The sequence below is a fragment of the Paenibacillus sp. FSL R5-0713 genome, assembly GCF_037973325.1.
Lineage (GTDB): Bacteria > Bacillota > Bacilli > Paenibacillales > Paenibacillaceae > Paenibacillus.
This window is the reverse complement of record NZ_CP150229.1, coordinates 3,406,360-3,428,205: the sequence shown is the minus strand read 5'-3', so window position 1 is coordinate 3,428,205 and position 21,846 is coordinate 3,406,360. Positions and strand designations below refer to the sequence as shown.

Here is a 21,846-nt window from a genome sequence, read left to right as displayed (position 1 = left end):
CGCCTAAATCTAAATCAGTATACTGAACTTAAACGAACATTACACAGGAGGAATTACGATGCATTATCAAGCTATTAAATTGAATGAGGAATTTGCTAAAATCAACGATCTGTGGTCCCCGAAACTCATTGGAGAAATGAATAACCATCAATTTAAGATCGTAAAGATTGCTGGAGATTTTGAGTGGCATGTTCATGAGGAAACCGATAAGTTGTTTTTTGTGCTCGAAGGGGAAATGATAATAGATTTTCGTGATGGGCAAGTGAAGATTCGTAAGGATGAGATGTATATCGTACCCAAGGGAGTCGAGATCAAGCCTTCCGCCGAAAAGGAATGTCATATCATGTTAATGGAGCCTGGAAGTGAAGTAAGCACTGGCGGAACTGCTTTAGTATAACCAGTAGTGCCAAGAACCAAGATCTTCTCCTCGGTTAGGGACAGGATCTTGGTTCTTTTATACCAAAAAAAGCCGCTAAAATAGCGGCTTTCATTGGTACTATACACGTAGCTCATGAAACAATCTGTAGGCACGAATGTTCACTAGCTGAAATGGCCTTTACAAACCGAGATCATCAGCGAGCCCTTCAACACCTGTGAAGATGGAATCTCCGTAGCCCCAGAAGTTGTTGAAATCAATAATGTAGATTTTCTTGTTTTTAACTGCATTGATGTTCTGTACCTGCTTGTTGGATAGCAGTTTTTCAATTGTCTGTTCAGGATCAATTCCTCCAGCATACCTGGAAATAATCAGGGCATCCGGATTCAGCTCGATGAGCTTCTCCAGACTGAGTGTTCCGGTTTCATTAATGAGCATATTATGCATATTAATTAATGACATTGCACTTTCAATAAATGTATCTCCGTTTCCGTTATAAATTCCGATGGTTCCATCACCATTATCCGAAAAAGATGCATAGTTGATCGTTTCAGCGCTAGCTCGGGCCGACAATGCAGTCTCGCGTGCTTTTAGCGTCTCAATATATGCGGCTGCATTCGCTTGTACGTTGAATATCTCACCTAATTCAGTAATATCCTGATACAGGCTATCTAACGATGCATCAGGAACACTGGTGCTTTGTACATACGTTTTGATCCCCATATCATTCAAGCTGCTTACTGTACCAACACCCCAATCCGCATCCTCAAACAATCCACCACGCCCCACAACCAGGTCAGGCGAAGCACCTATGGTCACTTCCTTGCCTACATAACCTTCAGCCAGCACAGGAATTTGTTTAAATTCATCAGCGATATCTTCAGGTACACTTCCAAACAGTGCAGCTACACCTACAAGCTTGTCTGTCAAACCAAGGCGAATCATCAGTTCGGCTGCACCTTGGGTATTAGCAACTACTCGTTCAGGTGCCTTGTCAAACGTTTGCTCCTTCTTCACCCATGTGCCGTTCTCTGTTGTATAGTTTGAAACGGTTACCGGGTAAGTTGTTTCAGCAGGTGTTGAAGCGTCTGCGTCGGTTTGTTCCCCGTTTGTTGCTGCATTCGAGGCGCTGCTCTCCGCAGCTTGCTGTGAGCTGCCATTCGTATCTTCGCTGCCACCATTGTTGCTTGAGCACGCTGCGAGCACCAGAATCATTGCAGTAATCAAACATAGAATCATCCCTTTTTTAACGGATACTAACATTTAAATAATCTCTCCCTTTTGAATTCTCTTTGATCTTTTTGACCAATATGTAAAATCATTATTGTTAGTATATAGTAAATGTCGAAGGTTGTAAATGAGAACAATAATCAATATCATTTACGTGATGAATACAAAGAGACCCCCATTAGGAGGTCTTCTCATATCAATTGATATTTATATCGTTATCTTTCACTTCGTGCCTGATTAACTTTGGTGATAAGTTCATGAATAATTTCGTCAGGTGAACGTTCATTCATCCATTGTTGACCGAACATTTGGAATACTTTGATCATCGGGAAATCTGCCCAGAATCCCACAAACTCCTCATTAAGATATACCTTGTCTGTAACATGCTTGTTCATTTCATTCAGACAATGTTCCAATTCCTTTTTCGCTGCCGGATCACACATCCACTCACTGAGCAGACTGAATTTGTGGAAAGTGATTTCTTCCTTACCAAAGTCACAATGCAAACGTTCCGTAATTCGGAGATCTTTGGACGAGCTGCCAAGTGAAATTTGGAAAAATCCGGTCTCTGCCACCCAACGATTGTACTTGGTGTTGTAGTATGAAAAGTCTCTCTCTTCCAGTTCAAAAGTAATCTTGCGTTTTTCACCCGGCTCGAGTTCAACTTTAGTGAACGCTTTTAATTCTTTCTCTGGACGGGTCCATGTGCACTCTTCATCGTGAACATACAGTTGAACAACTTCTTTCCCCTTGCGCTTGCCGGTATTTTTCAATTGGAAAGACACAGTCACACCGGTAAGGGTCTGTGCCACTTCCAGATCCGTATACAAAAACGATGTGTATGACAATCCGTGTCCAAACGGGAATTGAGGTGCCAGTTCTTTCCGGTCATAATATCGATAACCTACGAAAAGGCCTTCACGATAATACAGCTTGCCGTTCTCTCCGCGAATTCGCATATGTGAGGGGTTGTCCGACAGTTTGACAGGGAAGGTCTCAGACAACTTGCCCGATGGATTCGTCTGTCCGAATAATACATCTGCAATCACTTTACCCATGCCTTGACCCGACAACCATGAATGAATCACACCAGGAACATGCTGTACCCATGGACGCATTGCCAGTGCGGAGCCGCTACTCGTCACAACAATGCACTTGGGCTGAACCGCCGCTACCGCGAGAATTAATTTTACCTGATGCTCGGGTAGATCAATGCCTTGCAAATCATGCATCTCCGATTCGGCATATTCCGGTTGGCCCACAAACAATACAGCAACATCGGAATTCATGGCAAATGAGACGCTTTCTTTAATTAGCTCATCATTGACAGAGTCATCCTCCGGGTACCCTTCTGCATATTTCATGGTCATGGCGTCCCCAGCCAGATTCTTTATCTCGTCCCATGGAATATCGACTTTTGTAGGTGTTACCTTCGCGCTGCCCGCTCCCTGAATTCTCGGTTTTTTGGCAAATCGTCCGATCACGGCAATTGACCCAATGGACTCCTTCCCCAGGGGAAGAATCGAGTTTTCATTTTTCAAAAGCACGATACTCTCGGCCGCCGCTTTACGTGCAAGTGCATGATAGTCGGAATCTGGAGATGATTCCAAATCTTTTTTGCCCGTTACCCGCTCAACCAGTTTCAAAATACGACTCACGCTTCGATCCAACTGTTCTACGGACAGGCTTCCGTTCTGGACCGCTTCAATGATCGCTTTGGCATTGTAATGGGCGGGACCCGGCATCTCCAGATCAAGCCCGGCCTTCAGACCACGTATGCGATCATTGACAGCTGTCCAATCGGACAAGACAACACCTTCATATCCCCACTCTTCTCTCAAAATGTCATGCAGCAAATGTTCGTTCTCACTTGTATACGTTCCATTCAATAAATTATAGGAACACATGACTGTCCATGGGTCGGATTTCTTAATAATCCGTTCAAAGGCGCTTAGGTAAATTTCGCGAAGCGTCCGCTCATCGATTTCCGAACTGGTCACCATTTTCTCGAACTCCTGGTTATTGCCTGCAAAGTGTTTGACAGAAGCACCCACTCCTTCACTTTGGATCCCGTTTATAAACGCCGCACCAAGTTCCCCCGTCAAGTATGGGTCTTCCGAATAGTATTCGAAGTTTCTTCCACCAAGCGGCGTTCTTTTCATATTTACACCAGGTCCAAGCAGCAGCTCGACGTCCATCGTTTTCGATTCACGTCCCAGTGCCACACCGACTTCATGCAACAATTCCGTATTCCACGAAGAACCGATGGCTGAACCCGTAGGGTAACAGGTTGCGGGTACATTTTCCGTTGTAATACCCATTTCTTCATCGCTGTTCGTTTTACGGATGCCGTTTGTCCCATCATACATATGAACTGGCGGAATGTTTAACCGCTCGATTCCTTTTGTCATCCACATATTCAATCCTGCGCAGAGTGAAGCTTTCTCTGCCAGAGTCAATGCTGACAATAATTCATTGATTGATTTATCCATAGTATTCACCCTTCTGATATTAATTTTCTTCCTGTTCTTTCTTCAGTTCCTGTGCATCATACAGTTTGAAAAACGGAAACCAGACAATAAATACAATCACCAGAACAACCGCTAGCAAGATGAGCCCATTGAATCCGGACATAATGTAGGTGGACAGGCCGATCGGTGTATACCATAGCTGGAAGATCTGGCTCGGAATTCGAACCCAACCCCAGTCGAGAGCCAAGTATACAATCACCGGTGTGATAAGTGAGTTTATCCACATCGGCACCATGAGTAATGGATTAAAGGCAATCGGTGCTCCGTACACGACGGGTTCATTGATGTTGAACAAGGATGGGATAATAGTTGCCTTGCCGACAGATTTCAGCTTTTTCGAACGTGCCATCAGGAACCAAACAACTAACGGCAAGGTCGCTCCCATTCCGCCAATACCCAGCCATCCGGAAAAAAAGGTTTCAAATGTGTTGATATTGACGGGAGCTTGTCCCGCTGCGACGAGTGCTGCATTTTCTTCAATTGCAGGTATCCAGATGGCGTACCAGATCGGTGTCATAACCCACGGGCTTACGCCAAAGGAATACAGTACTACGCCGATAAAGTTGAACAATAAAAATCCGATTAAACTTTGCCCCACGGCATTGATCGGCTCAAATACGTTCACGATCAGTCCAAAAATATCAAAATGAAGCTGATATACAAGCACCCATCCTGTTGTTAATACCAGAGCGATCGGGACGAGAAAATCGAACCAATCCATAATGAATTCGGGAAGTGAAGATCCCTTTTTGAAGAACGAAAATTTGTTGCACAAGATCATTACAAGCGCAACGAATACACCTACTAAGAGTGCTGTAATCATCCCCGAAGGTCCGAATCGTTCAAGAATGAACTGAATGGTGCCGTCTTCGTTTAGTGTTGGGTTAAGCAGCATGACGAACAGAGATATCCCCGTCATTCCCGCAAGCAACTTAATTTTGTGTCGTTCTCTTTTTTCCATCACGACATAAGGTGTCAAAAAAGCAATAAACAACCCCAGCAAACCAAAACTGAATGTTGTGATGGGTGTCAGGTCCGGCATTCCCGGAATGAAATCCTGCAAAATTGAAATCAATGTGATAATTGAACCGATGAAAATCATCGGAATGGCGACCATGATGGCTTCTTGAATCGAAGAAACCCAAATATTGTTCGTAAACGCCTCCAATCTTGGCGCAAACGAATCTGTCATCCATTTCATGAAACGCTTCATCCAAAACTCCCCCTGTCTTCCTCTATGCTGCTACAACCATAGTATATCGATTTGTGTTAACGCTTTCTTGTTGGAACTTGCCACGTCATGGATCGTTTTTTGCCCAATTCATCGCTACAGTTCTAGCTTGCCAGCCTGCAAAAGAATTAAACAACAAAAAACATCCCTTCAATACTGAAAGGATGTCTTAAGAGCACTTTTTTCTAATATTGTCTTTCCAAAATGAGTAACATCACGCCATGAGGAGGGAGCACCAATTCCTTGCGCCAACAATCAGCCCTTACCATCTCTGTCTCCATCACCGGGCCGCTCCTTCCGTTTAAATAGAGAATTTCTTCTTCCGTCAAGGAATAGGGTGATCCCATGCGGATCCACTCATCAAATACCGATCCATGCTCCCGGTCCAGTCGATAACTGGTGCATTTATAAGTTCCCTCGAGATTACTCAGGGTAAGTTCATAAGCTTTGCTGCCTTTTTCCTCAAATACGTCATAACGGGTTGAGCAGGATAATTCCGACCAGTCTCCACTAGCAAACAGCCGGTCAACATGCACATAGTGATAGAACAAAAACTGCATGCTTCCATCCCTTTTTCGGGTTGCGACATACCCGTCTCCCTTGACCAGCAGCTCATTCCCAAGCTTTTGCATAAGTTCAAATGCATAATAGCTGGGTTTCTTCAGCCCATCGCGGTTAATCAGGCCAAAACCTCCGTAGAAAGGAGAAGAGGGAACAATACTTTCTTCGAATACATCGGTAAAGGACCAGAAAGCCATCGCTTTCACGTCACCGAGCGTGTTCATGGTGTGGTAAATGACAAATGGAGCCATGAACATGGTATCGTGCAGCAAGTTTCGGTCATACAGCGAAAAGTTCCACTCCGTGACATGAAGTTCAACATGAGCGTACGATGACGCATTCATTTTTTGTCGCATAAGCTCAATACTCTCTTTATAAAAAGCAGGATGCATGATTTGGGTTAAACGATCATCTTCAACTTTGAGCTTGGGATACTCCGAATAGATGTGGAATGAAAAAAAGTCGAGAGCCAATTCCTGTTTACTGCAATAAGCCAAAAAATCCTCAGCCCAGGTATCGTTCCAGAGAGATCCGTAACCCATAGCCGGCCCTCCTACCTTCAGTTCGGGCAAAATCGATTTGATGGCATGAACGGTCGATTCGTAAAACGCAAAGTATTCTTCCTTGCTTCCTGCCCAACAAACACCAGCCAGATCAGGTTCGTTCCAGACTTCGAAATACCACTGTCTCACTTCTTCCGCCCCATAACGATTTAAACAATGGCGAACGAACTCGGCAACAAGCGCCTGCCATTTGGCAGGGACGGATGGTGGGCTGATATTCCCCCTCCACCAAAACAGCGTTTCTTTGGATCTCGCCAGCTGGCTCGGCATAAAGCTTAATTCCACAAATGGCCGAACACCCTGATCCAGCAGGAAATCATACAACTTGTCCACATAAGACCAGTTATAAAGGGGCATGCCCTGCTCGTTCTCGCTGTACACCATCATCTCGTCATTGAAAATGCCGTGAAACCGAATATTTTGAAAAGGTATTTTTCCTTTCAGCTCGGAGAACTGCTTTCGCCAATCTTCACGCAAACCTTCAATGGCTCTCCCTGCCGTCATGGTCATATTCCAATGCTTTTCATAGACAGACGACCTCTGATCCGCACATATTTCAATGCTAGTTTGTTCTGACATATGTGTAGACGGTACAGAGAGTGTGTCATGATCGGCGTCTACCTTAGCATCCAGATATCGATACAGTGAGCTAATCGCATTTAACGTTTCCATCTCGTAATAATCTCCGCTTGAAGATTCCTCATACGTTTTGGGCTTGCGGTTCACATTCAACTGATGGGGTTCCGGTGTACGCGAAGATTCGCGATAGGAACCGGGCGTGCAGCCGTACTTTTCCTTGAAGTATTTGTTAAACAGCTTCACGTTCGCAAATCCGCAATCCAGCGCGATCTCCGAAATATTTTTATCGTTTGCTGCGAGTTGAGCCTGAGCCTTCTCCAAGCGAATGAGCGTCAAATACTTTTGGAAAGGTATCCCGATTTTGTCGGTAAAGAAGTGGGAGAAATAATGCAGACTTAAATGTTCGGAATCGGCCATATCCTGCAGCGTAATCTTCTCATTGTAGTGTAAATCAATATATGTGAGGACTCTGTTCAGTCTTTTATAGTCATAATCCTTGCTGCCGTTTTCCAATGCAAAATTTGTTCCACTGGAAAAATACCTCTGCAGGCAGCCGCATAACATCTGTAATCTGCCCATAGTGAAATTTTGATAACCCGGTGTTTTTTTGTTGATCTCCCATACCATCTGTGCAAGATATTGTTTAATGTTATGCAGCCAGGAAGCATCCTGCTCCACATTCAAGGCAGAGTTACAGGAGATAAACGCATTATTGTTCATCAACTCAGGACCGAACTGCAGTGTCAATAACACGTTGTCCTGATTGGTGCGTTCGATTTTATGGACTGACATACTGTTAACCACGATCACATCATCTTCATGCAGTGTATATTGCTGCTGGTCCGAATACATGATGATTGAACCATGAAGAACATATACAACTTCCACTTCCTTATGCCAATGAAAATCAATATGCTTCACAGAGTTCACGAAGAGTTTCATAGGCAGATCGTCCTGATGTTGAATAAACTCATATAAATAGCGAATTGTCCGCACCTTCCTTCATACCGCTTATTATAGGCACAGCATTTTGAACATATCAACAAACTAGACAGTAACGACAAAAAAACCGATCAATTAAGTTCAATTGATCGGCTCTTCTCTATAAAAGTTCAAACTACCTATTCAACCAGATACCCTGCAATCTTACCAACCGCGGTTGGACATGCGCTCTTCTGGAGCCAACTTAGAAATTTCGATCCCTTTCATAGGGGCGCCCAAGTTTTTGGATACTTCGGCAATCAGTTTGTAATCCGTGTAATGTGTTGTAGCTTCAACGATGGCACGAGCGAATTTCTCAGGGTTATCTGATTTGAAAATACCTGATCCTACAAACACACCATCTGCTCCAAGGTGCATCATTAGTGCTGCATCCGCCGGAGTAGCTACACCACCTGCTGCAAAGTTTACGACAGGAAGTTTGCCATTTTCATGAATTTCGCGGAGTAACTCATAAGCTACACCCAGGTTTTTGGCTTCAGCATACAGCTCGTCCTTGGACATGTTTTGAACTTTGCGAAGCTGGCTGTTAATTAGGCGCATATGACGAACTGCCTCTACAATGTTGCCCGTTCCTGGCTCGCCTTTTGTACGAATCATGGATGCTCCCTCGCCAATACGGCGAAGAGCCTCTCCCAAATCTTTGGCTCCACATACAAATGGTACAGTGAACTCATGTTTATCAATATGGAACACTTCGTCTGCAGGAGTAAGAACTTCACTTTCATCGAGATAGTCCACACCCAGTGATTCAAGCACTTTGGCTTCTATGTAATGACCGATACGTGCTTTGGCCATAACTGGAATAGACACAACTTTCATAACTTCTTCAACGATCGTTGGATCTGCCATGCGGGCTACACCGCCGGCTGCGCGAATATCAGAAGGCACCCGCTCAAGAGCCATAACTGCTGTTGCCCCTGCCGCCTCAGCGATTTTAGCTTGCTCTGCATTCATAACGTCCATGATGACGCCACCTTTTTGCATCTCAGCCATTCCTCTTTTTACACGATCTGTACCTGTTTGCATAATTGTAGACCTCCTATTAACTTTGGGGTGATTTTCAATAAAGGCATCGCTCTAAACTATGATTTAGTATAAAATGAGAATGGTCATATAAAAAGATCCAATAATTTCGATTTTTATTGTACCACTTCAATGATAACTCTGGAGGGCATATGCAATTTCACGTAGCTTACAGTTCATATTTAAACCGAAAATATACCAAGATGAAGGCTCTTTATCATGCGATTCGTGATGCTATTCATGAAGGCAATCTAATATATGGTGAGAAGTTACCCTCGACCAGAGAGTTGGCTGCGACGTATCACATTTCCCGGGGAACCGTGAATCAAGTGTATGATACGTTGACTGCGCAAGGTTACATTCTTTCTGAGCATGGAAGAGGAACCTTTGTCGCGTATCAGTTGGATTTGAACAATGATGCGTCCACCGAGAAAGCGTGTACCCATCACTTATCAGCCTGGGGGAATCGTATTCAGCAGTTGGGACAACAGACGATTCAAAGAGATGCACATACCAATAGTTTCAGTATGGAGAGCGACGAAGTGATCGACTTTAGCAAATACCAACCTGATTTCTCCAAGTTTCCTTACGATGAATGGAATAATCGATTGTATGCAGAGATAAGGCATCGTGAGCATCACCTGGAAACAACCTCTGCTATGGTGAGTTCAACAGGTGAGCCTAGATTGAGAGAAGCCATTGCTGCCTATCTTCGGAGAATGCGGGGAATTCAAGTCGATCCGGATCATATCGCCGTGACTGCAGGTTCCATGCAAGCCATAGCTCTACTCACTCAGTTACTTGCAGATCCAGGGGATTATGTAGTAACAGAGAGTCCTTGTTATGTCGGGATATCTCAAGCTATTTGGGCTGCGGGTGCAAAGTTGATAGAAGCCAATCTTGATGGCCAGGGAGTTGTACCTCAAGACTGGGCAGCTCGCATGTTGTTTGTCACGCCGTCACGACAATTTCCTACTGGCGAGATGCTCAGCCTTGAGCGCAGACAAACCTTGCTGGACTGGGCACATCGGCATGATGCCATGATTGTCGAAGATGATTATGATAGTGAATTCCGATATCGCGGAATGCATGTTGAACCGCTAAAAACACTTGATAAAGCAGGTCGTGTTATCTACCTCGGCAGCTTCACAAAAACCTTGCCTTTAGAAGTACGACTTGGCTATGTGGTTCTTCCCCCTGCCTTGGCGGATACCTTTAGAAAGGCGCAGGCATTATACGAGCCACGACCCGTCAACCTGATCGAACAACGAGCATTAGCAGCATTTATGACAAGCGGTCAATATGAGCGGCATCTGCGCAGGATGAATCGTCTGTACAGTCGTAAATTCCATCTCTTACTCAAACTGTTGAACCAGCAGCTCTCGACATGGTTTGATTGGGTAGAGAATGAAGCAGGTCTGCACGTGTTTGGCTGGTGGCGAGGTAATGTGACCACTTATGAGGCCTTTCGGGCATCGGCTAGATTACAAGGTGTGGTATACTCAGAAGTCAACAGTTCAACATCTGATGGTACGAAGTATGGGATCTATTTATCTTTTGCACATTTGTCAGATGAACAATTACAGGAAGGCGTATCCAGATTAAAAAATGCCGTGAACACTCCATTGTGAAGTAAATCGTCTCCAAAATGTAGTACAAGAAGATCATCATTCGGAAGGAGGGCGAGCGTTATGAATTGGTTGAATGAACTCTATAAAAAAAATCAACGGGAACCGCAAAAGGAAATCGAACGTTCTATGGTTAACGCGATCTTCCGAATATATGACCGGTTCCCCCGAATCGGTCTTAGAGAGCGGATCGGACAGCAAGACATGTCACTCGATATCGCCGATGCTTATATCCATGGACATCATGCGATGATTGAAGCTGGTGTTGGAATCGGCAAATCTTTTGCGTACCTGATACCAAGTCTGCTCACGAATCAAATGTCTCAGAAACCTGTCATTATAGCTACATCCTCCATTCAGCTTTCGGAACAGATACATAAAGATTTAAGGATCATTGGCAGTCGGTTGGGATTCTCAACGGTTCGTTCCGTTGTGGGGAAAGGCATGGGTCAGTACGCTTGCCGAAGCAGGGCTGCGGAATTAATCAGGTCTGATGATCTCTCCCCCTCCGTGTCTCCTCTTGCCCAGCGCATATTAGATTATGAGATTGATGAGCGAGCTGATATTAAAGCTGGAGTTAGTGATGCCGAATGGTCTCACGTTTCCGTGAATGATTGCAAATTTGAACGTTGCCAACATAAAAATGCATGTTTATTTTATGATATGAGAGCAAAATTGAATGCAAAAGCTCACGAGATTGATTTTATTATCGTGAACCAGGATCTGCTCATACGGGATTTGATGAAGAAAAAAGAAGGAACGAAGAGCATCATCTCGGAACAGCCTGCTCTGATCATCATTGATGAAGCGCATAATCTGGAAGCAAAAGTTCGAGACGCCAGAACTCTGGAGTTCACTTACCGGGGAATCTGCCGCGTTCTGGATACCACAGTGCAGCTGCTCACGAAGCAGACCGGGGATAAAGAGCTCTTTTCACAATCCAATTTTATTAAAAAATGTGCCCGGCATATATTCAAACAGATAAATGTGGATCTGCTCCACCACACCAAGCAGGATAACGACCGAATCAAAGTGTCGGAGATTATAGGAATACCGTTGAACCAAGCGTTGAGTGATTTGAAAGATTTCAGTCTACGCCTTTCCATTTTGACCTCACGCCACGAGCGGGAAATAGATGATGCTTTTGAAGCCATCAACGGGCTTATTGCCCTCATTCATGTCTTGATAGAAAAAGAAGATAACTATCTCTCATGGGCGAGTAGTCCCCTAGGTGTAGCCACGATCAGCATCTGTCCCAAAGATATAAGCCAATTTCTAAAATACGCTTTATTTAATGACAAGGTGCCCGTCATCCTAACGTCGGCGACGTTGTGCCAAGGCGGAGATACACTGGAGGAACAATACTCATATTTGACACATTCCCTCGGTTACAGAGGGGAGTTTATGGATCGCAAATCCTCCCCTTTTGACTACACCAATCATGCCATGATGTACATCTCGAACAACGTTCCATATTACGACCATGACCAGCGCGAAAACTATCTTGAAGCAGCTTATAAGGAACTGGTTGAACTCTGTAATCTGACTCACGGTAGAACCATCGTCCTTTTCTCAGCAAAGGAGGACATGAAGTACATTCACCAGAAGTTGACTTCAAGGGGAAGTGAAAATACATGGGCAGTCCATGTTCAAAAAGAGGGATCTTCCCAGGACAGTGTTATCGCTGAGTTCAGGAAAAGCAAAGGTGTACTCCTGGGTACCGGAGTATTCTGGGAAGGTGTGAATATCGAGGGTTCTGACCTGTCACAGATTATTATTTTCCGTCTGCCCTTCCCTGTTCCTTCCGATCCTGTGTATGAATATAAGGCATCTGTAACGAAGAATCCGTTCATGGAGGTGTTTGTACCGGACATGCTCCTTCGGTTAAGGCAAGGAACGGGTCGCTTGATTCGTAGTGAAACCGACCTTGGCATACTCAGCATACTTGACTCCCGTCTCAGCGCAGCGGCAAAAAAGAGTTACCGGGAACAAGTGCTGGACACGTTGCCCTTCAAAAATGTGACTGAGTCTTTGGAGGTATTGGAGAAGTTTGTTCAGAAAAAAGGCATAGGACGTACAGATTAGACGTAGTCACCCCAACGATATATAATGTTCAAATCACATGAAACGGCCCTTCTGCCAATCAAGCGGATCGGCCTATCTTAATGCTGGTAGCAAGATATATGCTACAATATATTCCATAGTTATGAATACCGAAGGAGGCATTACCATGGTTGAACGACCTAACACAGATGAATATGGAGCTTTTTATGAAGGTTATATCCGGCTTGTGCCTGAAGGGAACATCATCGAACGCTTGGAACTGCAAGCCAATATCGTACCAACGTTGCTCTCTTCATTAACAGAGGAGCAAGCAAATTATCGTTACGACGAAGGCAAATGGAGCGTGAAGGAGGTCATCGGCCATCTTCTGGATAACGAACGCATTATGAGCAGCCGATTGCTTCGTATCGCCAGAGGTGACAAAACGAATCATCCCGGTTACGATCAGGACGTGCTTATGCAGAGCCATCCCTTCAATGCGTATACACTGGCCGATTTGAGCGAAGAATATGCCGTTACACGCCGCTCAACCATTCTGATGCTCCGTCGCCTCACGCCGGAAGCTTGGCTCTGTAGAGGACTCGTCAGTGAGAATCCTGCTTCAACTCGATCGATAGCATATGTTATGGCTGGACATGAGCTCCACCATTTATCCGTACTTCGCGATCGTTACTCGTTAGATTTGAAATTTTAAAATTTGTGCAAAAAGACTTTGAACCTACATTTTTTGTAGGATCAAGGTCTTTTCTCATCAGTCGTTTTATCGTTAAATTAGCGTTCAAAATGAATCAGATGTGCATCTTCTCGCAAAGATAACGTGGCATAATCCTTTAGAATGGGAATGTCCCCATTGAACTCAATAGGTAGTACCACATAGCTGGACTGAAAGTAGTCCGATCCGTTCCAGCGATCCGCAAAGTACAGGTACTCCTCTGATCGCTTCAGCACAAACGCTGGCTGCGTTCGATACGTCGTTTCATCCCCAAAGTCGCTGAGCATTCCCCATGGGCCATCCATCGTATCAGCTATCGCGAACTTCCCTTGATTGGGTTCCCAACCGGTGCAAAATGAACTCAGCATATAATACTTTCCATTCCGCTTGAATACGGCTGGCGCCTCCCGATACTCCCCCTGCCACAACGTTTCGACAAGACGTTCCACATTAAGATAATCCTCCTGTAGTCGATAGATATGAAGATCCGCATTGTCTCTTGCAGCTGAAATGAAATATGCCTTTCCGTCATCGTCCTGAAAGAGTGTGCAGTCACGCGACATATACCCATAGGGATTAAAGCTGCCATGATAAACAAAATGGCTATCCGGATAATCCGAGGTGGCGATGGCGCATGCGGCATCGTTATAATTATCACCATTCTCATAGTGAACCCAAAGTACGAACTTCTTGGTCACCGCGTTGAACAGCACTTTAGGTCGTTCGAGATTGACCTTTCCGCCTTTGTCACTCATTAATCTCAGATTCGTCCGAACTCGAATGGATGCCACTGGAGTAGATATCGTAATGATATGGCTTCGAAACTCCCAGTTGAATAGATCCTTGGAACGATAACAACTCACATATATATCGTCTCTTCGATCTTCGCCATACCAGTAATAATAATCGTCATGGAATAATATATGTCCACCATGGGCGTGGATCGGCTGACCGCTTGAATCATACCAGATGCCACCATTGGTTAATTGATTATTCACACCGTTACCTCTCTTCTCTTCTCTTCTTTTCTTTTCTTTTAAATACATCGTTTAATTTGTACCCGATCCAAATACCTTCACTTCCCATAACCTTGGGGTATACCAGTTGTTAGGGTTATTATGGAGCGTCGCATTTAACATATTAATCCGTACATACCTGGCGTCAGTGTTCGATATAGAATCTGAGGTGAAGCCATAAGATGTATTATTAGTTCGATCCAACGCCACGGTCCAGTTTACATTATCCGTGCTGGTTTCTATTTTATATTTGTAAAATCCTTCAGAGCCTTTTTGCATCCACCAGGAGATTTGTACATTACTCAATGCTTGAACGGAGCCAAGATCGACCTTCCACCAATGTGGCCAGGAACTGCCTGTGCCCACCCATTCGGTTTGATAGTTGCCGTCATTCGCATAACTTGCAGGGTTCGTTCCGGTAGCCGTTTGCGCTGTTGCCGGTTTACCTTGTGACAGGAGTTTTCCATTTTGGACTGGAACTAGCGTATCATCGCTTGTGTTGTACAGGACTTGATCAAAATAATCATAAAATGCATAACCATCGGAGAACCACACGGGAAGCAATCGTTCCTCTGTTGTTCCATTTTGTGTACCTGCCCAACCGAACATCCAGCGATACGCAACCATAACCACGTTGTCACCCGTGTTTGGCTTCACCCGCATAACGGAACCCGACTGCGCCGAGAAGGTTGATGTGTTGCCAATGGTCCGTAATTCAGACCAATCTCCGTCTATGCTTGCTGCGGAAGAATACAAAGGAATACTCGGATACCATCCTGCTGCTTGGGAAGAGAACAAATAATAAATGCCATCCTTTTTGATCATTTTAGGTAGTTCCCTGTGTTGATTTTCATATATAACAGATACTTGATGATCCACATCCAGCCAATCAGAGGTTAACTTATACAGAATCGTGTCCGAATTATTATTGGCGGTAGAGATCAGATAAGCTGAGTCATCGTCATCTTTGAAAATGGAGATATCTCTGGATTCGTTCCCTTCCGGCCGAAAGCTTTTGTGAAATGTAAAGTCTTCTCCAGGCGTTGCTGAAGCCACAGATACTCTGGCAAGCGTGTAGTCTGTACTGTTTTCATAGTGAGCCCAAAAAACAAATTTATTCGTAGGCGCATGGTACAGGATGTTAATCCCTTCAAACTTGGAATTCGCCAGATCGGGGTGATCCGTGTAGGAAAGGACCACTTTGTCGTTACCGTATGTGATATCATCTGTTGACGTCTGTTGAATCATTTCGCCAAAACCGCCTGATGACTTTTGTACAAAGTTAAACCTATAGTAGGTATCCCCCACTTTAAGTTCATTCGGGAGCATCAGTGTGGATTGCGTTGTGTTATCAAAAGTTGTGAGGTTATCTGGAAGACTGTAAGGGGTGTATTCTGGCGAGATCGCAGAGGTTAACAAGGAAGTCCCACCGTATGCCTTCACTTGGTATTTATACGTGTTACCCAAGTTGAGCTCGTAATCATCCGTCGTTATACCTGTTAAGGTCTGTATTAACGTATATGGCGCATTGTTCTCGGATCTGTACAACTCGTATGCAGTCGCCCCCGATACAGGTGCCCAATGGATTTTGGCATTGGATACGTCAGATTCATTTTTCAACACAAATAGTGTTGCAGCTATCTTGGTCTCTTCACCAGCCGCATGAACGGTTTGTGCTGAGGACGTTAAATGAACAGTTAACAACATCAATGCAATGACGACAGCCATCCACGATTTACCTTTGATCATGTCTCATCATCTCCTTTTTTAGGAAACCAACCTCCCTGTTGTTGGAAGGCTGGTTCAGGTGAAAATTGACTTTATTTCAAATTCATCAGTGTCATAACATCCGTCTCGCTGGCTTGGTTGTACCATTCGTTAACTTCTTCGATAACCGTGTCTCCGCCTTTTTCGTGCCACTGTGTGACAAAGGTATCAAATGCTTCAAGCGGCTCATTGCCATATATAATTTTGGTGAAAGTTTCTTGTTCCATGGTGGTCAACTGTTCCCATACATTTTGCATCGTTGGTGTTGGTGGACCATTAAACGCATTGGGCAGCAAAACATCCTTGTTTTCATATGAAATCCGGTATCCGTCCTGGGTCGTTTGGTCCTTTGAAGCGCTTTGAATGAGGACGCCCGTGTCGGCTTTAACACCATTCGCCAGATCATAGTACGATTGGCCGGGACCATCAACACTCGGTGTGTTTTTGGTGAATGCCATCTTCCCAACGCCTTGTATAGCCTCTAATGGCTTATTAAATTTCGTTGGATCAAAAGTCACTTCGTCGTTGACGATATCGTAATCGTATCCCTGAGCGTAGCCGTATTTGAAATCTCCCGTGCTGAACGCTGCGTCGTACATTTTATCGTAGTATAGGAAGAAGGCTTCCATGTTCTGAAAGTCCTTATTAAACATGAACACACCATCGTTCAATTGGGCGGACTGATAGGTCTTATCACCGTTCACGCCTTGAATGGTCGGATAAGCACTAATTTTTGCACCCTCTACGTTCTTCTCTACGTCCTTCACACTGTCGTAAAGCCAAGGACGACCAATGATAATGCCAGCTTTCCCCTCCGTAAAATCGGACAGTGCGTCCCAAGCCCCTTGGGTGGCCAATTCTTTGTTCAAGTACCCTTTTGCATACCAATCGCGTAACTTGGCAAGTGCCTCTTTGTTGCCAGCAGCGACAGATCCATAGGTGAGTTTGCCGTTGTCATTATGCCATTGCCTTGGAAGATGTTTACCCGTGTATGCGCTGAAAATCATGACCGGATCGCTGACCCAGCCTGTGTTGTAGGAATCTTTACCCGAGAATGTAAAGCCGTATGTGTCTTTCTTGCCGTTCCCATCCGGGTCCTCATTGCTGAACGCAGCGATGACTTGCTCAAACTCCTCAATCGTTGTTGGCGCTTTCAAATTCAATTGGTCCAACCAGTCCTGGCGGATCAACATGACTTCGCCTTCCGTCAGATTGGGCGCGATGGCCATCCCGTACACCTTGCCATCCCTAACCACTGGATTGAAAGTGGTCGGGTATTGTTTGTATATTTCTTTAAGCCGGTCAGGCATGTAAGTGGAGATGTCTTCCGTAATCTCCTTGACCTGCCCCGACTCGATCAGATCATTGACCAGCATGGTATCATAGACGGGCAGAACGTCTGGCAGTTTTTCCGAACCCGTCAACGCCAGCCGCAGCTTGGTATTATACTGGCTGGCATCTCCGCCCAGCAGGGTGGTTTGGATCTTGATGCCCAGATTTTGTTCACCCCAACGGGTCAAGACATTGTCATTCAAGGTCTCCCCATTGATATACTTTCCCGCATTTTCATCCTGCTGTTTGGCGATGGTGATCGTCATTGGAGGATCATATTTTCCGTCTTTGAGTACCGATGCCGGTGCGGTCTCGGAAGCACTCTCCCCTTTGCTACAGCCAGCCACAAGCATGGCCGACAGTATGACCAGACTTACCGTTTTCCACAAATCATTTCTTTTCTTCATGAATTCATGTCCCCTTTACTCTAACTATTCTTTGACGGCTCCCAGTACGATTCCCTTCACGAAATAACGCTGCAAAAATGGATAAACCAAAATGATCGGTAGCGTGCTGACAAAAATTTGAGCTGCCTTGATACTTTGCTCCGACATGGCTGCCACCTCGGACTGGCTCATCGCCATGTTCTGCATGTTGCTCTGCACAACAACGGTTTGCAGGAACGAAGCCAACGGATACTTGCTGGCATCCGACATATACAAAATTCCGTCAAACCAGGAGTTCCAGTGCCCCACCATAATGAACAGGGATACGGTCGCTATGCCAGGCAGAGATAATGGTAAATATATTTTGCTGAGGATGACGAAGAAGGACGCTCCATCAATGAAAGCTGCTTCTTCCAAGGCTTTTGGAATCGTTTTGAAAAAATTGACGAGAAGAATCAGGTTATAAGCACCGAAAGCACCCGGCAGCACAAGAGCCCATATCGTGTCTTTTAATCCAAGGGCTGTGATCAATATGTAAGAAGGTATCAAGCCCCCCGAGAAGAGCATGGTGAAGATAAAAAACCACATGAGCACGTTGCGTCCCCGGAATTCTTTGGACAGGGCATATCCGGCACAGATTAGGATAAACATGCTGATGGTTGTACCCAACACGGTTCGAGTAATGGATGTCAGCATGGCACCGTTAAAATTGGAATTGTTGAACGTTTTGACATAGGCGTCCACGTTGAATCCGACCGGCCAAAATGACACCATATTCCCACTAATGGCCGCTTTGCTGCTGAGCGATTGTGCCAATAGATGAAGCAGTGGCAGAAAACACGCCAGACCAGCCAGTATCATAAACGCGTAATTAAAATATGAGAATACTCTATAGCCTGTCGTCTTATGGTACATGATCCCTCTCCCTCCTTGTTAGAATATTTTGTAATTGGCATATTTATAGGCCAGCCTGTAGGAGACAACGATCAAAATCAAGCTGATTCCCGATTTGAACAGTCCAACAGCGGTCCCGAACCCGTATTGCCCGTTTAACAAGGATGAACGGTAGACATAGGTGTCAATGATATCTCCTGTACTGTAGACAAGCGGGTTGTACAGATTGAATACTTGATCAAAGCCTGCGTCCAGAATATTGCCTAGACTCAGGGTAGAAATGACGATAATCATGGGCAACATGCTTGGCAAAGTGACGTACCGAATTTGCTGTCGGCGTGTGGCCCCGTCGATCTCAGCCGCTTCGTAATAGGAAGGATTGATCCCGGCAATGGTAGCCAGATAAACAATCATGCCGAAGCCAAAGCTCTTCCACACGTCGCTGATGACAACCGTGAATCGAAACAGATCAGGATCACCCAAGAAGTAAATGGGATCGGTTCCGAAAATCCGGGTCAAGATGTGATTGATGCCTCCGTCTAATCCGAGAATGTCGATCATTAATCCTGCCACAGTAACCCAAGACAAGAAATGCGGCAGATACACTAGTGTCTGCACACTTTTCTTAATGCCCATATTTCGGATCTCACTCAGCAAAATAGCCATGACGATTGGTACGATAATGCCGACGATAATTTTGGAAACGGCGATAATCAGCGTATTCACGATTGCTTGTGTGGCTTCTTTGTACTGAAAAATTCGTTCAAAATTATCTAACCCGATCCATCGTGAACCTGTGATGCCAAGCCATGGTTTGTAGTCCTGAAATGCCATGAGCAATCCTACCATCGGGCCATAGGAAAAGATGCAGACAAACACAAAAGCGGGAATACACAGTACGTACAAAGGCCAGCTTTTCTTAAGTTCCTTTTTCAATGAAGATCGCTGGGGAATCTTTGTTTTTGTTTTTTTCGGGGATCTGGCGGGCACAGTTTCGTTAATGTTGCATACCTCCTCTATGATGGCTCTTCAAAAGCGATCCTTGAAGATAAGCTTAACAAAAGCGCTTTCATTCCAAAATGCCAAAATTTCAAGATCATCACCCCAACCTGAAGCAATTTAAAACCGCTTTCATGTATTGCCTATGCTGCCCTTCCGCTTTTCGAAGGTTTGGCTTATATTAAGGATAATCCGATCTGGAGTTTGCACTTCTACGTTTGGCGTTATGAAAGGAACCACATATGATCAGAAAAATGTATATGAAACGATTCATTTATTTTTTTGTTTTTTTTCTGTTGTTAACGTTGAGTTTGTTTTTCGTAATGAATCAATTGAGTTCCAAGACACTGGAAGAAAATCTGATCGGCGCTTCCAAAAACCAGCTTGATTATGTGAAAGGAATTCTTGATGGAGTGATGTACGAGGCAAATATGTACGGGGTTCAGTATGCAGCTGACAGTGATGTCCGGTTTTATCAGAGGCATGTGATCGAGCTGAGCAATTACGATTCGCAAATGAAGAAAAACGATATCGTTGATCGCTTGCGGCAAACGCTTCTATCCAGTCGCTCCATCGAGTCCATCGGCATCTATTGGAAGTCTGAAGAAACATTTCTGTCCACGAACAATACGCCAGAGGCACGAATTCCTTTCAAGGATGTTCATCAACGGGGTTGGCAAATCGTCGGCAATAGCTTGTATTACTTTGCCCTCTATCCTTACATCCAAAAATCCGGACAAAATGAACCGACTCAGTACGTTGTTGGGGTAAAGCTGAATACCGATTATTTGAAAAATCTGCTGAAAAAGGCTGTAAACAATGACAGCTCAAACGCTCTATTTCTGTTTAACACTGATCAGTTATGGAGTGAAAAAGAAGTCGATAACGAACTCTTGAAAGCGGTTACCGATATGGTTTCTCCACAGCCGGAGGTCACTTTAAAATATGATTATCACACCAATTCGGACGATTACTATGTTCTTTCCCGATATATTGAATCCATCGATGCCTATCTGATTACATATACACAGACGAATGATTTCCTGCAGCCGCTTGACCGCAATCGCAAGGTTTTTTTTGCCAGTATTTTAGCCGTTTTTACGCTTGGGCTGGTTGTGATCTTTACGTTTTACCGGAACTATTACCGTAATATTCGTTTGTTGGAGCGAAAGTTTTCACAGGTTGAACAAGGCAATCACAACACGCGTATTACCGAAAATACGGATAGAGAATTCTACAGCCTGTTTAAAAGTTTTAATCATATGGTTACCGAGATCCAGGATCTGTTCGTATCCTTGAAGACCGAAACGGAGCTCAGGCGAAGTGCGGAACTTCAACAACTCCAGGCTCAGATCAACCCTCATTTTTTGTACAATAGTTTGTTTTTCATCATGTCGGTGGCCCAGTTTTCACCTGATTCGGTCATGCGCATGAGCAAACATCTAGCTGAATATTATCGTTATTTAACCAAATTGGATCAGCATGAGGTCACGCTGGAAAGCGAGCTTCAGTTTGCAGAACATTTCCTGATTATTATGGCGCTTAGCAAAAAAATGGAGTACAGCATTGATCTTCCGCCGGAGCTGGCCTCCCTTTCTCTCACGCCGCTGATCATCCAGCCCGTAGTTGAAAATGCGATTCAACATGGGATTGAAGGACAACAAGGTGCCCATCGAGTAACTATTGATGTAAAACAGACGGAGGATGCGATAACGATCAAGGTCTCTGATGACGGGAAGGGTCTTTCACTGGACGATATCCGCAACCTGGAGACTCGGCTTGAGAGCGATTCCCCGCCTGAAGGAATCAAAGGTGTAGGGCTCTGGAATGTAAATCGACGTCTGAAAAATACGTACGGCGAACGTAGTGGGTTACATTTTACTACCAATGATTGGGGCGGCTTGTCCGTCCTGCTGCTCATCCGTATTCCCGAGATGAAAGGAGATAGCTGA

15 protein-coding genes are annotated in these 21,846 nt (G+C 44.7%); 5 read left to right on the top strand and 10 right to left on the bottom strand.

Annotated elements, in window-relative coordinates; translation table 11 throughout:
• The first annotated feature begins 58 nt into the window (after positions 1-58).
• Positions 59-397, top strand: a complete 339-nt coding sequence (locus MKZ12_RS15295; protein WP_339255214.1) for a cupin domain-containing protein — start codon at positions 59-61, stop codon at positions 395-397.
• A gap of 159 nt (positions 398-556) precedes the next feature.
• Here MKZ12_RS15295 and MKZ12_RS15290 read toward each other — a convergent pair whose 3' ends face one another.
• The 5 genes from MKZ12_RS15290 to pdxS form a co-directional block, all read right to left on the bottom strand.
• Positions 557-1,639, bottom strand: coding sequence for an ABC transporter substrate-binding protein (locus MKZ12_RS15290; RefSeq protein ID WP_339255212.1), 1,083 nt, complete (start codon positions 1,637-1,639; stop codon positions 557-559).
• A 182-nt stretch (positions 1,640-1,821) separates the two neighbouring features.
• Entirely contained in the window at positions 1,822-4,098 is a 2,277-nt protein-coding gene (locus tag MKZ12_RS15285) for a glycoside hydrolase family 3 C-terminal domain-containing protein (protein ID WP_339255210.1), read from the bottom strand.
• A gap of 19 nt (positions 4,099-4,117) precedes the next feature.
• Positions 4,118-5,350, bottom strand: coding sequence for a PTS transporter subunit EIIC (locus tag MKZ12_RS15280; protein ID WP_339255208.1), 1,233 nt, complete (start codon positions 5,348-5,350; stop codon positions 4,118-4,120).
• A gap of 203 nt (positions 5,351-5,553) precedes the next feature.
• Complete coding sequence (locus tag MKZ12_RS15275; protein ID WP_339255206.1) at positions 5,554-8,013, bottom strand: helix-turn-helix domain-containing protein; 2,460 nt, start codon at positions 8,011-8,013, stop codon at positions 5,554-5,556.
• Positions 8,014-8,217: 204 nt separating this feature from the next.
• Complete coding sequence (pdxS, locus tag MKZ12_RS15270; RefSeq protein ID WP_253442583.1) at positions 8,218-9,102, bottom strand: pyridoxal 5'-phosphate synthase lyase subunit PdxS; 885 nt, start codon at positions 9,100-9,102, stop codon at positions 8,218-8,220.
• A 146-nt stretch (positions 9,103-9,248) separates the two neighbouring features.
• Between pdxS and MKZ12_RS15265 the strand changes: the two genes are divergently transcribed.
• From MKZ12_RS15265 to MKZ12_RS15255, 3 genes are all read left to right on the top strand, one after another.
• The gene (locus MKZ12_RS15265; protein ID WP_339255204.1) at positions 9,249-10,727 is read left to right on the top strand and encodes a PLP-dependent aminotransferase family protein; all 1,479 of its coding nucleotides are present in this window, start codon (positions 9,249-9,251) and stop codon (positions 10,725-10,727) included.
• A gap of 60 nt (positions 10,728-10,787) precedes the next feature.
• On the top strand, positions 10,788-12,809 hold the full coding sequence (locus MKZ12_RS15260) for an ATP-dependent DNA helicase (protein ID WP_339255202.1): 2,022 nt from the start codon (positions 10,788-10,790) through the stop codon (positions 12,807-12,809).
• 145 nt (positions 12,810-12,954) lie between these two features.
• Positions 12,955-13,482, top strand: a complete 528-nt coding sequence (locus tag MKZ12_RS15255) for a DinB family protein (RefSeq protein ID WP_339255200.1) — start codon at positions 12,955-12,957, stop codon at positions 13,480-13,482.
• Positions 13,483-13,559: 77 nt separating this feature from the next.
• Here the strand turns inward: MKZ12_RS15255 and MKZ12_RS15250 are convergent, their stop codons facing one another.
• The 5 genes from MKZ12_RS15250 to MKZ12_RS15230 form a co-directional block, all read right to left on the bottom strand.
• Entirely contained in the window at positions 13,560-14,498 is a 939-nt protein-coding gene (locus tag MKZ12_RS15250; protein WP_339255198.1) for a family 43 glycosylhydrolase, read from the bottom strand.
• Positions 14,499-14,549: 51 nt separating this feature from the next.
• Positions 14,550-16,265, bottom strand: a complete 1,716-nt coding sequence (locus tag MKZ12_RS15245; RefSeq protein ID WP_339255196.1) for a discoidin domain-containing protein — start codon at positions 16,263-16,265, stop codon at positions 14,550-14,552.
• A 71-nt stretch (positions 16,266-16,336) separates the two neighbouring features.
• Positions 16,337-18,022 carry a hypothetical protein gene (locus MKZ12_RS15240; RefSeq protein ID WP_339255195.1) on the bottom strand — a complete coding sequence of 562 codons (1,686 nt, stop codon included), beginning with the start codon at positions 18,020-18,022 and terminating at the stop codon, positions 16,337-16,339.
• Positions 18,023-18,046: 24 nt separating this feature from the next.
• A complete protein-coding gene (locus tag MKZ12_RS15235; protein ID WP_215077778.1) occupies positions 18,047-18,916 on the bottom strand; it encodes a carbohydrate ABC transporter permease in 870 nt (289 codons plus the stop codon).
• 18 nt (positions 18,917-18,934) lie between these two features.
• A complete protein-coding gene (locus tag MKZ12_RS15230; RefSeq protein ID WP_339255194.1) occupies positions 18,935-19,729 on the bottom strand; it encodes an ABC transporter permease subunit in 795 nt (264 codons plus the stop codon).
• 488 nt (positions 19,730-20,217) lie between these two features.
• Between MKZ12_RS15230 and MKZ12_RS15225 the strand changes: the two genes are divergently transcribed.
• Positions 20,218-21,846 (top strand): histidine kinase, encoded by a 1,629-nt coding sequence (locus tag MKZ12_RS15225; protein ID WP_339242798.1) that lies wholly within the window; start codon positions 20,218-20,220, stop codon positions 21,844-21,846.

What these genes read in the sequence shown, in the direction of transcription:
- MKZ12_RS15295 (WP_339255214.1), top strand. Translation starts at nt 59, where the DNA reads ATGCATTATCAAGCTATTAAATTGAATGAGGAATTTGCTAAAATCAAC.
- MKZ12_RS15290 (WP_339255212.1), bottom strand. Translation starts at nt 1,639, where the DNA reads ATGTTAGTATCCGTTAAAAAAGGGATGATTCTATGTTTGATTACTGCA.
- MKZ12_RS15285 (WP_339255210.1), bottom strand. Translation starts at nt 4,098, where the DNA reads ATGGATAAATCAATCAATGAATTATTGTCAGCATTGACTCTGGCAGAG.
- MKZ12_RS15280 (WP_339255208.1), bottom strand. Translation starts at nt 5,350, where the DNA reads ATGAAGCGTTTCATGAAATGGATGACAGATTCGTTTGCGCCAAGATTG.
- MKZ12_RS15275 (WP_339255206.1), bottom strand. Translation starts at nt 8,013, where the DNA reads ATGAAACTCTTCGTGAACTCTGTGAAGCATATTGATTTTCATTGGCAT.
- MKZ12_RS15265 (WP_339255204.1), top strand. Translation starts at nt 9,249, where the DNA reads ATGCAATTTCACGTAGCTTACAGTTCATATTTAAACCGAAAATATACC.
- MKZ12_RS15260 (WP_339255202.1), top strand. Translation starts at nt 10,788, where the DNA reads ATGAATTGGTTGAATGAACTCTATAAAAAAAATCAACGGGAACCGCAA.
- MKZ12_RS15255 (WP_339255200.1), top strand. Translation starts at nt 12,955, where the DNA reads ATGGTTGAACGACCTAACACAGATGAATATGGAGCTTTTTATGAAGGT.
- MKZ12_RS15245 (WP_339255196.1), bottom strand. Translation starts at nt 16,265, where the DNA reads ATGATCAAAGGTAAATCGTGGATGGCTGTCGTCATTGCATTGATGTTG.
- MKZ12_RS15240 (WP_339255195.1), bottom strand. Translation starts at nt 18,022, where the DNA reads ATGAAGAAAAGAAATGATTTGTGGAAAACGGTAAGTCTGGTCATACTG.
- MKZ12_RS15235 (WP_215077778.1), bottom strand. Translation starts at nt 18,916, where the DNA reads ATGTACCATAAGACGACAGGCTATAGAGTATTCTCATATTTTAATTAC.
- MKZ12_RS15230 (WP_339255194.1), bottom strand. Translation starts at nt 19,729, where the DNA reads ATGGCATTTCAGGACTACAAACCATGGCTTGGCATCACAGGTTCACGA.
- MKZ12_RS15225 (WP_339242798.1), top strand. Translation starts at nt 20,218, where the DNA reads ATGAATCAATTGAGTTCCAAGACACTGGAAGAAAATCTGATCGGCGCT.